Here is a 13,614-nt window from a genome sequence, read left to right on the forward strand (position 1 = left end):
ACGGCGCCAGACGGGGGTATCCGCGCCCGGGCGGGCGCGAGGACTAGGGCTGGCCGGTTTCTCCGGCCGGGGGGACGGCACCAAGGTAGCCGAGTTCCGATGAGAGCTGTTGGGCGATATCGCGTACGCGACGATCCATCGTACCGCCCCATTCTGCATCGAACAGGCTCTGCGCGCCCAGTACGATTAACCCCATGGCGAGGTGGCCGTTGGCATCGAACACCGGCATAGAGAATGCATTGATGCCCGGCAGCACGCCGCCGAGCGTGCGCGCGGCGCCGTGCGCGCGGACTTCGGCGCAGATCGCGTCGTATTCGGACAGCGACGCCGGCATGTCCGGCACCGCGCCGTTGCCGCGCGCGCCCAGCTCGCGCTCGATCAGCGGCAGGGTCTGCTTGCGCGGCAGGTAGGCACCGTAGAGACGGCCGGTGGCGGAATTGAGCATTGGCATCACGTCGCCCAGGCGCAGGCTCACGGTGACGGGGTGGCTGGATTCCTCCCAGTGCACGATAGTCGGGCCGTGGTTGCCCCATACGGCGATGCCGGCGGTCAGGTCCATCTCGTCGCGCAGCTGCGACAGGATCGGCCGCGCCTTCTTGACCGGATCGAGCCGGTTGAGGCCGGCCAGCCCCAGCTGCAGCGCGAACGGGCCCAGGTCGTAGCGGCCGCTGACGGGGTCCTGCGCCACCGTGCCCAGCCGCATGAAGCTGACCAGGTAGCGGTGCGCCTTGGCCGGGTTCATGCCGGCGGCGGCGGCGAGGTCGCGCAGCATCATCGCGCGCGGCGACGCCGCGAGGGCCTGGAGCAGCTTGAAGCCCACTTCGATGGACTGGATGCCGGAGCGCAGCTTGGCGTCGTCTTCTTCGTTTTCAGCAATGCGTGACATGGCCGGCGGCAGGGGGGCAGAGGGAATTGGGACCAGGAAATCGGCGCCCGGAGACCCGGGCAAGTTCGTAGGTAAATTTACTATAGCGAAATCGATTTACCAATTTTTAAGCCATCGGTAGACTTCCTTCGCAACAGACCCGGCGGCGCGCGTGTCGATGCCCGCCAAGCCGGGCCCCTTTTTAACACGGAGACTACCGATGCGCCCCCTGCGTCCCTTCCCTGGGCGTCGCCATGCCCATTTCATGCTCGCCGCCATGGCTGCCGCCGGCGCCCTGTTCACCGCCAGCGCGCCCGCGCATGCCGATGACTGGCCCGCCCAGCCGATCCGCTGGGTCGTGCCCTACCCGGCCGGCGGCGGCACCGATGTGGTGGCGCGCACCGTGGCCCAGGCGATCACGCCGGGGCTGGGCAAGCAGGTGGTGATCGACAACCGCCCGGGCGCCGCCACCATCGTCGGCGCCGATGCTGTCGCCCACGCCAAGCCCGATGGCTACACCGTGCTGACCGCCGACACCGCCACGCTTGCAGCCAATCCGTCGCTGTACAAGAAGCTGCCGTACAACCCCGAGAAGGACTTCGTTTATATCGGCCAGCTGGCGCGCTTCCCGCTGGTGCTGGTGGCCACTCCCAAGTTCCCGGCGCGCACCCTGCAGGAAGCCATCGAATACGCGCGGAAGAACCCCGGCAAGGTCAACTTCGCCTCGCCCGGCGCGGGCAGCCCCCACCACCTGGCCATGGAGCTGTTCATGGACCAGGCCAGGGTCAAGATGACGCACGTGCCCTACAAGGGCGCGGCACCGGCGGTGCAGGACCTGCTCGCCGGCCAGGTCGACCTGATGTTCCTTGACCTGGCCTCGGGCCAGCAGAACGTGAGCGCCGGCAAGCTGCGCGCGCTGGGCGTGGCCACGCCGAAGCGGCTGGCGGTGCTGCCAGGCGTGCCGACCGTGGCCGAAGGCGGCGTGAGCAACTTCGAGGCCTACGCCTGGCAAGGCCTGGTGGCGCCGGCGGGCACGCCCAAGGCGGTGGTCACGCGGCTGAACGCCGAGCTGGTCAAGGCGCTGAAGACGCCCGAGGTGCAGACGAAGCTGGAAGGCGTGGGGGTCGAGGCGGTGTCGAGCACGCCCGAGGAATTCGCTGCCTACGCGCGCGCTGAAGCCGAGCGCTGGGGCAAGCTGATCAAGGCCAAGGGCATCACGGTCGACTAAGCCACCCGCAGGGGCGCGCAGCGTGGCGCGGTAGACTAGCGGGCGCTGCGTCCGCCGCGCGGGCGCCCCGCTCTCTACCGCATCGCATCCCATGAAACTCGCAACCCTGAAGGACGGTTCGCGCGACGGCCAGCTGGCGGTCGTGTCGCGCGACCTGAAGCAAGCCCACTTCGCCACCGACATCGCCGGCAAGCTGCAGACCGCGCTGGACGACTGGCATTTCTACGCGCCGCAGCTGCAGGACCTGTACGACGCGCTCAACACCGGCCGCGCGCGCCATCCGTTCGCGTTCAACCCCAGGGACTGCATGGCGCCGCTGCCGCGCGCCTACCAGTGGGCCGACGGCTCGGCCTACGTCAACCATGTCGAACTGGTGCGCAAGGCGCGCGGCGCCGAAATGCCGCCCGAGTTCTGGACCGACCCGCTGATGTACCAGGGCGGCTCGGACGACTTCCTCGGCCCGCACGATGACATCGTGTGCGCCAGCGAAGCCTTCGGCATCGACTTCGAGGCCGAGGTCGCGGTCATCACCGGCGACGTGAAGATGGGTGCCACGCCCGAACAGGCCGGCGAAGCCATCCGCCTGGTGCTGCTGGCCAACGACGTCTCGTTGCGCAACCTGATCCCCGCGGAACTGGGCAAGGGCTTCGGCTTCTTCCAGAGCAAGCCGGCGACCGCCTTCTCTCCGGTCGCCGTCACGCCCGACGAGCTGGGCGAGGCCTGGCGCGAGCGCAAGGTACACCTGCCGATGACGGTGCACTGGAACAGCAGGAAGGTCGGCCAGCCCGACTGCGGCACCGACATGGTGTTCGACTTCGGCCAGCTGATCGCGCATATCTGCAAGACCCGCAACGTGCGCGCCGGCAGCATCGTCGGCTCGGGCACGATCTCCAACGTCGACCGCAAGAAGGGCTACTGCTGCATCGCCGAGAAGCGCATGCTCGAGACCATCGACGACGGCAAGCCCGCCACCGAGTTCATGAAGTTCGGCGACGCGGTCAAGATCGAGATGTTCGACGCGCAGGGGCATTCGGTGTTCGGGGCGATCGACCAGCTGGTGGCCGCGCCCTGAGCCGGCAACTGAGCCGGCCGCGCCTGTCGGCAAGGGTGCGCCGGATGTGCATATAATTGACCGACCGATCGGTTGGTAAATCCACGATGCACCCGGCGCGGCCGCGCGCCACTCACCTGACAGGCCCCCCATGACTGCCCCGAACGACGCCTCTTCCACCGAACTTTCCGAACGCTACGCGCGCTACCGCGCGCTGACGCTGCGCCGCCACGGCCCCATCCTCGAGGTCGTCATGGGCGCGGCGCAGTCGGCCAACCAGAAGCTGGCCACGGCCGACGCCAACATGCACCGCGAGCTGGCCGAGATCTGGCGCGACGTCTCCGCCGATCCCGACATCCGTGTGGCGCTGATCCGCGGAGAGGGCAAGGGCTTCTCCGCCGGCGGCGACCTGGCGCTGGTGGAAGACATGGCCAACGATTTCGAGACCCGCACGCGCGTGTGGCACGAAGCGCGCGACCTGGTCTACAACGTCATCAACTGCGACAAGCCGGTGGTCTCGGCGATGCATGGCCCGGCCGTCGGTGCCGGCCTGGTGGCAGGGCTGCTGGCCGATATCTCGATCGCCTCGAAGACCGCGCGCATCGTCGACGGCCATACCCGGCTGGGCGTGGCCGCGGGCGACCATGCCGCGATCGTGTGGCCGCTGCTGTGCGGAATGGCCAAGGCCAAGTACTATCTGATGCTGTGCGAGTCGGTCAGCGGCGAAGAGGCCGAGCGGATCGGCCTGGTCTCGCTGGCGGTGGAAGAGGACGAACTGGTGGCGCGTGCCTTCGAGGTAGCCAACCGGCTGGCGGCGGGGTCGCAGACAGCGATCCGCTGGACCAAGTACGCCCTCAACAACTGGCTGCGCATGGCCGGTCCCGCTTTCGATACCTCGCTGGCGCTCGAATTCATGGGCTTTGCCGGCCCCGACGTGCACGAAGGCATGGCGAGCCTGCGCCAGAAGCGGCCGCCACAATTCAGGTAACGACGACGCAGCCGCGCGGCCCGCATCCGGGCGCGAGGGCTGCGCCGCACACGGAGCACGCGACCATGTTCGGACAGATTCCCGATTTCACCAACGGCTTCGACTTCATGCGCCGCCTGTGGGGTGGCAGCGCCGGCATGTCCGGCGGCCTGATGCCCGGGCTGCAGGCGATGACGCCGCCGATGGACCTGGATGACCTCGACAAGCGCATTGCCGACCTCAAGGCAGTGGAGAGCTGGCTGCAGCTGAACACCAACCTGCTGCGCACCACGATCCAGGGCCTGGAGGTGCAGCGCGCCACGCTGGTGGCGCTGCAGACCTTCGGCAACGCGCTCTCGCCCGACGCCATGCAGTCGGCAATGGAAAACGTGGCGCGGGCCGCCAATGCGCCGAGCGCAGCGCCACCGCAGCGCGCCGGCGCCGACACCGGCGCAGGTTCCGGCACCACCAGGCCCCGCGAAGAAGCACACGCGGCGCAGGCCGGCGCCGAGCCGGAGCCGGCTCCCGAGCCGTCGGCCGAGGCAGCGCCAGACGCTGCACCCGAAGGCGCACCCAACGCCGCGCTGTGGTGGGACCTGCTGCAGCACCAGTTCAGCCAGATCGCCAGCAGCGCAGCCGCGGCCAGCATCGCGCCGTTCAACATGGGCGCCTTCGGCGCCGGCGGCATGCCGGCACAGCCGGGGGCCGCGCCGGACGGCGGGTCCGCGGCCAAAGCCACCTCACGCAAGGCCGCTGGCAACGGCAACGGCGCCAGGGCGAGCGCCACGGCAAAGAGCGGCGCCACGAGTGCGGCCAAGTCGGGGACCAAGGCTGCGGCCAAGCCCGCTGCAAAGAAAACTGCCGCAAAGAAGCCCGCTGCAGGCAAGACGGCCAAACCCACGCCCACCGGCAACCACGCCGCCAAGGACGACGACAACGGCGGCGACGAATGACGCAACTGCGGACGCAACTGCGGACGCAACTGCGCACCGCCTGACCTGTCGCTACGCAGCGCCTTCCCCCATGCACCGCGAGCCCCTGCCGGGACACCATCCGACCCCGCACAACGGCCCTGGCGTCCCTGGCGCGCCTAACGGCCCCAATCCCAACGCCACCGCGCTGATCATGATGGGCGGCGGCGCGCGCGCCGCCTACCAGGCTGGCGTGCTGTGCGGGCTGGCGCGCATTGCCGCGCGCCACGGCAAGGCCCATGGCGGGCTGCCGTTCGGCATCATCGCCGGCACCTCGGCGGGCGCGATCAACGGTGCCGGGCTGGCCATCAATGCCGGCGATTTCCAGGCCGCCACGCAAAGCCTGGGCGCGCTGTGGCACGGCATCCATGCCGACGACGTCTACCGCACCGACGTGCTGCGCGTGGGCATATCGGGCGCACGCTGGCTGTCGACGCTGGCGCTGGGCTGGGCCACGCAGCGCCGGGCACCGCGCGCGCTGTTCGACAACACGCCGCTAGGCGGCATGCTGGGCGAGCTGTTCGATCCCGCGCGGGTGCAGGCCAGCCTGGACAGCGGCGCGCTGCAGGCGTTCGCGGTCACCGCGCTGTCCTACAGCACCGGCCGCCACGTCACCTTCTACCAGTCGCACCACCGCATCCATCCGTGGCACCGCAGCCAGCGCATCGCTGTGCCGGCGCCGATCACGGTGGACCACCTGCTGGCCTCTGCATCGATACCGTTCCTGTTCCCCTCGGTTCCGCTCGAGATCGACGGCCATCACGAGTGGTTCGGCGATGGCACCATGCGGCAGATGTCGCCGCTGTCGCCGGCGATCCACCTGGGCGCATCGCGCATCCTGGCGATCGGCGCAGCCTCGCGCCAGCGCTCGGGCTGGTTCGACACCGTGCCCGCCGGCGGCTACCCGTCGCTGGCGCAGGTGGGCGGCCAGGCGCTGGCCAGCATCTTCCTGGACGGCCTCAATGCCGACCTGGAGCGGCTGCTGCATATCAACCGGCTGCTGGCGCGCATGCCCGAGATCGCCGGCGACCGCGAAGGCTGGCGCCCGGTGCAGGTCATGACGATCTCTCCCAGCGAGCCGATCGAGGCGCTCGCCGCCGAACAACAGAAGCAGCTGCCGCGCACCGTGCGCGCGCTGCTGGCGCCGCTGGGCGGTACCGAGGCGCGCGGCGCCGCCTTCGCCAGCTACCTGCTGTTCGAACCCGAGTTCACCCAGGCGCTGATGGCGCTGGGCGAGCGCGACGCCGAAGCGCAGGCCGCCGAACTGGCCGCGTTCCTGTATGGCGTGGTGCCGGGCACTGCACCTGCCGCCTTGCGCGAGGGCGCGGTTTCGCCCTGAGCACCTGCCCGCCAGGCGCCGTTGCTGGCACCTGTGCCGTCCGGCGCGCCGCTGATCGCCCGCAATATGCAGTCGGCTGCGCCAAACCTCCGCAAAAGTCGTTGCATTTGCCCCTATCCGCCCTAAAAAAGGAGAAGAGAATAATTCGCATCTGGTAGAATCTGCCCGTAATTTCAAAGGCTTACCATGCTCTACCCCGAACTGTTCAAATCGTTGGAAGCCGTCCGCTGGCACATGGACAAGGACATCCCCTGGGATACCTTCGACGCCAGCCTGCTGACGGACGACCAGGCCAAGACCATTCGCATGAACGCGATCACAGAATGGTCCGCCCTGCCGGCGACCGAGATGTTCCTGCGTGACAACCGCCACGATTCCGACTTTTCGGCGTTCATGAGCATCTGGTTCTTCGAGGAACAGAAGCACTCGCTGGTGCTGATGGAGTACCTGCGCCGCTTCCGCCCGGACCTGGTGCCGACCGAAGAAGAATTGCACGCCGTGCGCTTCGAGTTCGACCCGGCGCCGCCGCTGGAAACGCTGATGCTGCATTTCTGCGGCGAGATCCGCCTGAACCACTGGTACCGCCGCGCTGCCGAATGGCACTCGGAACCGGTGATCAAGCATATCTACCGCACCCTGTCGCAGGATGAAGCCCGCCACGGCGGCGCGTACCTGCGCTACATGAAGAAATACCTGGCGCAATTCGGCGATAACGCGCGCGCCGCGTTCGCCAAGATTGGCGTGCTGATGGCATCGGCGCGGCGCACCGAGAAGCCGCTGCACCCGACCAACCTGCACGTCAACAAGGCGCTGTTCCCCAACGACACCGTGCAGTCGCGCCTGCCCGACCCGGACTGGCTGGAGAAATGGCTGGACGAGCAGATCCGATTCGACGAAGGCTGGGAGAAGAAGGTCATCGAACGAATCCTGCACAATATGTCGCTGCTGTTCGAACGCACGTTTGAGTCGGTGCAGGACCTGAACCGCTACCGCAAGGAACTGAACGCCCGCCTGCCCGGCGCCGGCGGCGCCCAGCCGGCACAGGCCTGATCCGGCGGCTCGCTGCCAAACCGACAGAAACCCCGCTACGGCGGTAATGCCGTTCAGTTAAGTCTGAACGGCATTTTTCTTTGCAGGGGTTGTAAACAAGGTGTCGAGCTGTTAACTTGCCCCCGTGAAGTCAAAGCCCTGCCTAAGCGCTACACCGTCCGGTTCCTCAGAAAGGACCTTAACTGAACGGCATTACCGCTACGGCGGGGTTTTTTCATTGGCGCGCCAGCGCCGCCAATTCCCGCATACTTGACCGTCCGCACCGGCGCTTGCCGGTGACGAACTGTTCTACGAGCGGTGATGCGCCGGCATTGCCGCCGCCACGGTGCCGCTGCCCGCCAGCGACGCGGCGGTGGCGCTGGTGGGGTAGGCAGCGCTGAACGGACGGCGAACCCCGGCGGACGGGGTACCATTCAGACAAGCGTGCCGGCGCCGCCAGCGCCGGCCTCCACCATCCGATCCCTGACCCATGTCCGTACCCGCCTTCGAATCCAAGCTGACTCCCGCCGACAACCACGCCGAGCTGGCCGCGCGCATCGCCGCGCTGCCGCGCCCGCTGGTGTTCACCAACGGCGTCTTCGATATCCTGCATCGCGGCCATGCCACCTACCTGGCGCAGGCGCGCGCGCTGGGCGCGAGCCTGGTGGTCGGCGTCAACAGCGATGCCTCGGTCAAGATGCTGGGCAAGGGCGACGACCGCCCGCTCAACCACGAATCGGACCGCATGGCGCTGCTGGCCGCACTGGCGTCGGTCGACCTGGTGGCGATGTTCCGCGAGCAGACGCCGGTCGAGCTGATCCGGCTGGTGCGCCCCGACATCTACGTCAAGGGCGGCGACTATGACATCGATACGCTGGAAGAAACCCGGCTGGTGCGCAGCTGGGGCGGCCAGGCCTACGCCATCCCCTTCCTGCACGACCGCTCCACCACCAAGCTGCTGACCAAGGTGCGCCAGGCCGGCTGAGCCGCGCGCTCAGTCCTGACGCCGCGCCACCGGCAAGGTGCCACGCGGCGCGGCGTCTACCGCGCGCGCAGGTGCCGGCGGCAGCTGCTGCAGGCGCTCGGCGCGCACTTGCTGCCCGAGCCGGTGCGGCTCGCGCGGCGTGCCGAACCAGCCGCCAAGCGGATTCGCGCCGAACAGGCCGGCCAGCGCCGCCACCATCAAGGCGTTGGCAAGGAGCAGCAACATCAGGGCAATGCGCAGGGCGCGTGGGGCGGACATGGAACGGCGGCAGAGCGTGCGGGGATTACGTGGTCAAGGCGATGGCCGCTAGGCCTCGGCCGACGCCATCGCATGCAGGCCGAGCAACACCAGATTATCGTGCATCTCGAAGGGCACCGCGAGCGCGCCGGCCAGCGCGCTGCGTGCGCCGCCGGACAGCAGGCAGCGCGTCGGCCCGCGTTCGCCCAGCGCGCGCCAGGTGCGTTCGATCGCGCCCGCCTGCGCGGCCAGGCAGCCGGCGGCGATCGCGTCGTGGGTGTTGTCGGCCCAGCGCAGGTGCGCGCCGGCCACGGTGCCGGCCTCCTGCACCTCCTTCACCTCCAGCGCCGGCAGCTGCGCGGTATTGCGCGCCAGCGTGCCCAGCATCAGCGCCAGCCCCGGCAGGATCAGGCCGCCCTCGAAGCGAGCGCGGCCATCCGCGCCGACGGTGACGATATCGAGCGTGGTCGCGGTGCCCGCGGTCACGATCAGCAGCGTGTCGTGCGGCAGCCAGCGATGCGCGCCGATGGCGCCGACCCAGCGGTCGACTCCCAGCTGCGTGGGCTCGCGGTAGCCGTTGACGAGGTTGCCGTGCGCCGCGCTGCTGCGCACCCAGTGCACCGGCGCGCAGCCGCCGAAGGCGTCGGCCAGCGCCGCATCGACGGCGGCGGCGATCACCGGGCCGGCGACGTTGGTGATCCAGACCGCCGGCATCGGCCCGGTGCCGCGCAGCGCGCGCAGGTCGGCGGCCAGCGTCTTCAGCGCGTTTTCATCGGCATGCGCGACCGCGCCACCGTGCTGCCACGGCGTGGGCAAGCCCGCCCCGGCCGGCAGCGGCGCGCCGGCCTCGCACCATGCCCATTTCAGGCGCGTATTGCCGATGTCGATCAGCAGCTGCGGCACGCTCATGCGCCATCCTCCTGCCCCGGCGCCGGGCGCAGCGACAGCTCGCCGCTGGCCACCCGCTCCAGCCCCGTCGGGGTTTCCAGCAGCAGCTGGCCGGCCTCGTCGACGCCGCGCGCCAAGCCCTCCGCGATCACCTTGCCGTCGTGCAGCAGCCGCACCGGCTGGTCGCGGTAGGCATCGGCGGCGGACCAGCGCCGCGCCATCGGCCCGAAGCCATGGGCCAGGAACGCGGTGCGCATCGATGCCAGCCGCTCCAGCACCGCAGCCAGCAGGCGCGCCGCGTCGCGGCTGGCGTCGAAGCCCGGCACGGCCTCGGCCACGCCGGCCAGCTCGCGGCCCAGCGCGGCTTCCATCTGCGCATCGCGCACCAGGTTCAGGCCGATGCCGATCACGGCCCAGATCCGGTTCTGCCCGGCGCGCACCGATTCGATCAGGATGCCGGCCAGCTTGCGGCCATCGATCTGCAGGTCGTTCGGCCATTTCAGGCCGACGCGCGCGCCCAGGCGCGGGTCGACATCGCCGAGCGCTTCGGCCAGCGCCAGCCCCACCGCCAGGCTCAGGCCGGTGAGTTGTGCCGGCGCCAGCGCGAGCGGCAGCGCCACCGAGAAGGTCATGCCCGCCTGCCCCTGCCACGGCCGTCCCAGGCGCCCGCGCCCGGCTGTCTGGCGGTAAGCCAGGCGCAGCCAGCCGGCATCCGACCAGGGTGCGTGGCGGCATGCGGCGGTCAGGTCGGCATTGGTCGAGCCGGTTTCTTCGACCAGCTCCAGCTTCCAGTCGCGCAGTGCCGGCGGCAGCGCGGCGCGCAGGGCGGCGGGATCGATGCGCCAGGAGTCGGACGGGCCCGAGGCGGGCGTGAGGGAGGATTCAGGGGCGTCTGGCATGGGAAGCTGCGCTGGTGGCAATCTGCGGTGCGGAGTGGTGCGAAAGCTGGCAGGCATGGCGCCTGCCCGACTGCCGCATTGTAGCCGCGCGGCACGTATGCTCCAGGACCGCCCCCCTGCCCGGACGCGGCCGCGGTCGCGCCAGCCGGGCGGGTGGCTTAGAATCGGGACTCGGCCATCACATCGCTAGCCCTTGGAACGACAGACGACGCCAGACTTCCATATCACGCGCGGGGACGGGACCGTCAGCGTAGCGCTGAGTGGCGACTGGACCGCGCTCGCGCTGGCCGGCTGCCACCAGGCCCGGCAGCTGCGCACGCAATTGCACGAACTGGCGCAGGCGCCGGAGCATGCGCAATGGTCGCTGGCCGAAGTGCAGCGGCTGGACCATATCGGCGGACAGCTGCTGTGGCAGGCGTGGGACGGCAAGATGCCGCAGCAGATCGAGGCCAGCGAGGGCCAGCGCCGTGTATTCGAGCGCATCGCCGCGGTGCAGGACGAAGGCTGGAAGAAGCACATGGTGGACCGCTTCAACCCGATTACGCTGTTAGGCGCCAACGTGATGTCGTTCGGCGTGCAGCTGGCCATCGGCATCACCATGCTGGGCCAGCTGGCGTTCGACCTGCTGCGCTTCGCGCGCATGCCGCAGCGCGGCCCCTGGCGCGAGGTCTCGGCAAATATCTACAACGTCGGCTACAAGGCGCTCGGCATCACCGCGCTGGTCGGGTTCCTGATCGGCATCGTGCTGTCGTACCTGTCGGCGAACCAGCTGCGCATGTTCGGCGCCAGCACGTTCATCGTCAATATCCTCGGCATGGCGGTGATCCGCGAACTGGGGCCGGTGCTGGCGGCGATCCTGATCGCGGGCCGGTCCGGCTCGGCCATCACCGCGCAGATCGGCGTGATGCGCGTCACCGAAGAACTCGATGCCATGCGCGTGATGGGGATCTCGCACGGCTTCCGGCTGATCATGCCGCGCGTGATCGCGCTGGCCATCTCGATGCCGCTGCTGGTGGCGTGGACCGACGTGATGGCGCTGGCCGGCGGCATGGTGGCCGCGCGCATGCAGCTCGGCATCAGCGCCGCGTTCTTCCTGCGCGAACTGCCCGACGCGGTGCCGGTGGCCAACCTGTGGCTGGGGCTGGGCAAGGGCGTGGCATTCGGCATCCTGATCGCGCTGACGGCGTGCCACTTCGGGCTGCGTATCAAGCCCAATACACAAAGCCTGGGCGAAGGCACCACCGCGTCGGTGGTGACCTCCATCACCATCGTGATCCTGGCCGACGCGGTGTTTGCCGTCCTGTTCAAGGACGTGGGGATATGAGCGCGCCAACGGAACCGTCCGCGCCCTCCGTGCCGCCCGCGCCGGCGCAGCGTACCGCGGTGATCGAGGTGCGCAACCTGGTCAAGCGCTTTGGCAAGGCCGTGGTGCACGACCACGTCGACCTGGACGTGTGGCGCGGCGAGGCGCTGTCGATCGTGGGCGGCTCGGGCAGCGGCAAGACCGTGCTGCTGCGCCAGATCGTGGGGCTGGAGCGGCCGACCTCGGGCAGCATCAAGGTGTTCGGCGAAGCGCCGGCCAAGTTGCGCCCGGCGCAGCTGCAGGCGCTGCGCAACCGCTGGGGACTGCAGTTCCAGCGCGGCGCGCTGTTCTCGGCGCTGTCGGTGATCGACAATATCGCACTGCCGCTGCGCGAGTTGCGCGCGCTGCCGGACAACCTGATCTGCCGGGCGGCGCTGCTCAAGCTGCAACTGGTGGGCCTGTCGGCGCGCGATGCGGACAAGATGCCGTCGGACCTGTCCGGCGGCATGATCAAGCGCGTGGCGCTGGCACGCGCGCTGGCGCTGGAGCCGGAACTGCTGTTCCTCGACGAGCCTACCGCCGGCCTCGATCCGATGGCTTCGGACGACTACGTGGCGCTGATCCGGGAACTTCGGCGAGAGCTGGGCCTCACGGTAGTGATGATTACGCACGACCTCGACACGCTGGTGGCGCTGTCCGACCGCGTCGCGGTGCTGGCCGACCATAAGGTCGTCGCCGCCGCGTCGATCCCTGAAGTGGTAAAGGTGGACCACCCCTTCATCCGCGAATATTTCCTGGGCGAACGCGCCCAGCGCGCTTTGCAGGCGCTGCCGCAAGCGGGGCAACCCGCGGCGCCTCCCGGAGAAGCATGATGGAAAACAAGTCACACGCGTTCCTTGCCGGCGTGTTCACCATCGGCCTGGCAGTGCTGGTGCTGTTCGCGCTGTTCTGGTTCAGCAGCGACCACGCCGTGCGCGTGCCGTACGACCTGATCACGCGCTCCACCGTGAACGGGCTCGGGCCGCAGGCCGACGTCAAATACCGCGGGTTGGCGGTGGGCAAGGTGGAGTCGATCAAGTTCGACCCGCAGGTGCCGGGCCAGATCATCGTGCGCATCAGCGTCAACCAGGACACGCCGATCACGCGCACCACCTATGCCACGCTGGGCTTCCAGGGCGTCACCGGCATCGCCTACGTGCAGCTGGACGACACGGCCGCGCATGCGGGCGCCGATGCCTCGCCGCCGCTGCGCACATCGCCCAAGGCGGTCGCGCGCATCGCCATGCGCCCGGGCTTCTTCGAAGAGCTGGAAAAGCGTGGCGATTCACTGCTGACACAGACCGAGACGCTGATGGCCTCGCTCACCGACATGTTCCAGACCGCCAACCGCAATGAACTGATGGCCGCGATCCGCTCGGTGCGCAAGACCGCCGAGGACTACTCGAAGCTGTCGGACGCGCTGGCGCCGGCGGCCAACCGCCTGCCGCGCGTGGCCGAGAACCTCAACGCCACGCTGGAATCGACGCGGCGCCTGACGCAGGAGCTGGCCAGCCCCAACGGCACGGTGCTGCGTACGGTCGACAGTGTCGGGCACGACCTGCAGGGCGCGGCGGCGTCGGTGCAGACCGCGGCCGGCAACTTCAGCCAGGAGACGCTGCCGCAGCTCAACGGGCTTGCACGCGATGCGCGCCAGACCGCGCGCAGCTTCGAGCGTGCCGCCGGCCAGTTCAACGACAGCCCGACCAGCGTGCTGTTTGGCGCGCCGGCGCCGGTGCCGGGGCCGGGCGAGCCGGGCTTCAGCACGCCCTGATGTAACAGACGACATGACGACGACGAACCGACGACCATCGCC

14 protein-coding genes are annotated in these 13,614 nt (G+C 69.3%); 10 read left to right on the forward strand and 4 right to left on the reverse strand.

Translation table 11 applies throughout. From position 1 onward, the window contains the following. Positions 1 to 43 precede the first annotated feature (43 nt). Positions 44 to 877 (reverse strand): IclR family transcriptional regulator, encoded by an 834-nt coding sequence (locus tag ACAD63_RS21480; RefSeq protein WP_195427779.1) that lies wholly within the window; start codon positions 875 to 877, stop codon positions 44 to 46. Between the two features lie 253 nt (positions 878 to 1,130). Here ACAD63_RS21480 and ACAD63_RS21485 point away from each other — a divergent pair, with 253 nt between their 5' ends. The 7 genes from ACAD63_RS21485 (at position 1,131) to rfaE2 (ending at position 8,435) form a co-directional block, all read left to right on the forward strand. Continuing rightward, a complete protein-coding gene (locus ACAD63_RS21485; protein ID WP_434034034.1) occupies positions 1,131 to 2,093 on the forward strand; it encodes a Bug family tripartite tricarboxylate transporter substrate binding protein in 963 nt (320 codons plus the stop codon). 91 nt (positions 2,094 to 2,184) lie between these two features. Beyond that, positions 2,185 to 3,165 (forward strand): fumarylacetoacetate hydrolase family protein, encoded by a 981-nt coding sequence (locus ACAD63_RS21490; RefSeq protein ID WP_135704134.1) that lies wholly within the window; start codon positions 2,185 to 2,187, stop codon positions 3,163 to 3,165. A 130-nt stretch (positions 3,166 to 3,295) separates the two neighbouring features. Beyond that, positions 3,296 to 4,132 (forward strand): enoyl-CoA hydratase/isomerase family protein, encoded by an 837-nt coding sequence (locus ACAD63_RS21495; RefSeq protein ID WP_135704132.1) that lies wholly within the window; start codon positions 3,296 to 3,298, stop codon positions 4,130 to 4,132. Positions 4,133 to 4,197: 65 nt separating this feature from the next. After that, positions 4,198 to 5,064: a PhaM family polyhydroxyalkanoate granule multifunctional regulatory protein gene (locus ACAD63_RS21500; RefSeq protein WP_133094991.1), complete on the forward strand. Its 867-nt coding sequence runs from the start codon at positions 4,198 to 4,200 to the stop codon at positions 5,062 to 5,064. 70 nt (positions 5,065 to 5,134) lie between these two features. Next, entirely contained in the window at positions 5,135 to 6,421 is a 1,287-nt protein-coding gene (locus ACAD63_RS21505) for a patatin-like phospholipase family protein (protein WP_434033238.1), read from the forward strand. 186 nt (positions 6,422 to 6,607) lie between these two features. Then, entirely contained in the window at positions 6,608 to 7,471 is an 864-nt protein-coding gene (locus tag ACAD63_RS21510) for a ferritin-like domain-containing protein (protein ID WP_135704130.1), read from the forward strand. A gap of 469 nt (positions 7,472 to 7,940) precedes the next feature. After that, on the forward strand, positions 7,941 to 8,435 hold the full coding sequence (gene rfaE2, locus ACAD63_RS21515; protein WP_133094989.1) for a D-glycero-beta-D-manno-heptose 1-phosphate adenylyltransferase: 495 nt from the start codon (positions 7,941 to 7,943) through the stop codon (positions 8,433 to 8,435). A gap of 9 nt (positions 8,436 to 8,444) precedes the next feature. Here rfaE2 and ACAD63_RS21520 read toward each other — a convergent pair whose 3' ends face one another. The 3 genes from ACAD63_RS21520 to ACAD63_RS21530 are packed head-to-tail and all read right to left on the reverse strand — an operon-like array spanning position 8,445 to position 10,459. Then, positions 8,445 to 8,693, reverse strand: coding sequence for a hypothetical protein (locus tag ACAD63_RS21520; protein ID WP_434033239.1), 249 nt, complete (start codon positions 8,691 to 8,693; stop codon positions 8,445 to 8,447). Positions 8,694 to 8,741: 48 nt separating this feature from the next. Continuing rightward, positions 8,742 to 9,581 carry a type III pantothenate kinase gene (locus ACAD63_RS21525; RefSeq protein WP_434033240.1) on the reverse strand — a complete coding sequence of 280 codons (840 nt, stop codon included), beginning with the start codon at positions 9,579 to 9,581 and terminating at the stop codon, positions 8,742 to 8,744. Further along, positions 9,578 to 10,459 (reverse strand): biotin--[acetyl-CoA-carboxylase] ligase, encoded by an 882-nt coding sequence (locus tag ACAD63_RS21530; protein ID WP_133094986.1) that lies wholly within the window; start codon positions 10,457 to 10,459, stop codon positions 9,578 to 9,580. The genes ACAD63_RS21525 and ACAD63_RS21530 overlap by 4 nt, the downstream gene beginning before the upstream one ends. Positions 10,460 to 10,652: 193 nt before the next feature. Here ACAD63_RS21530 and ACAD63_RS21535 point away from each other — a divergent pair, with 193 nt between their 5' ends. The 3 genes from ACAD63_RS21535 to ACAD63_RS21545 are packed head-to-tail and all read left to right on the forward strand — an operon-like array spanning position 10,653 to position 13,572. Beyond that, complete coding sequence (locus ACAD63_RS21535; protein WP_135704123.1) at positions 10,653 to 11,783, forward strand: MlaE family ABC transporter permease; 1,131 nt, start codon at positions 10,653 to 10,655, stop codon at positions 11,781 to 11,783. Continuing rightward, the gene (locus ACAD63_RS21540) at positions 11,780 to 12,634 is read left to right on the forward strand and encodes an ABC transporter ATP-binding protein (protein WP_205751645.1); all 855 of its coding nucleotides are present in this window, start codon (positions 11,780 to 11,782) and stop codon (positions 12,632 to 12,634) included. Before ACAD63_RS21535 ends, ACAD63_RS21540 begins: the two co-directional genes overlap by 4 nt. Then, on the forward strand, positions 12,631 to 13,572 hold the full coding sequence (locus ACAD63_RS21545; RefSeq protein ID WP_135704121.1) for an MlaD family protein: 942 nt from the start codon (positions 12,631 to 12,633) through the stop codon (positions 13,570 to 13,572). Before ACAD63_RS21540 ends, ACAD63_RS21545 begins: the two co-directional genes overlap by 4 nt. The last annotated feature ends 42 nt before the right edge of the window (positions 13,573 to 13,614 follow it).

It is taken from the genome of Cupriavidus sp. a3, from assembly GCF_051015765.1.
GTDB lineage: Bacteria > Pseudomonadota > Gammaproteobacteria > Burkholderiales > Burkholderiaceae > Cupriavidus > Cupriavidus oxalaticus_A.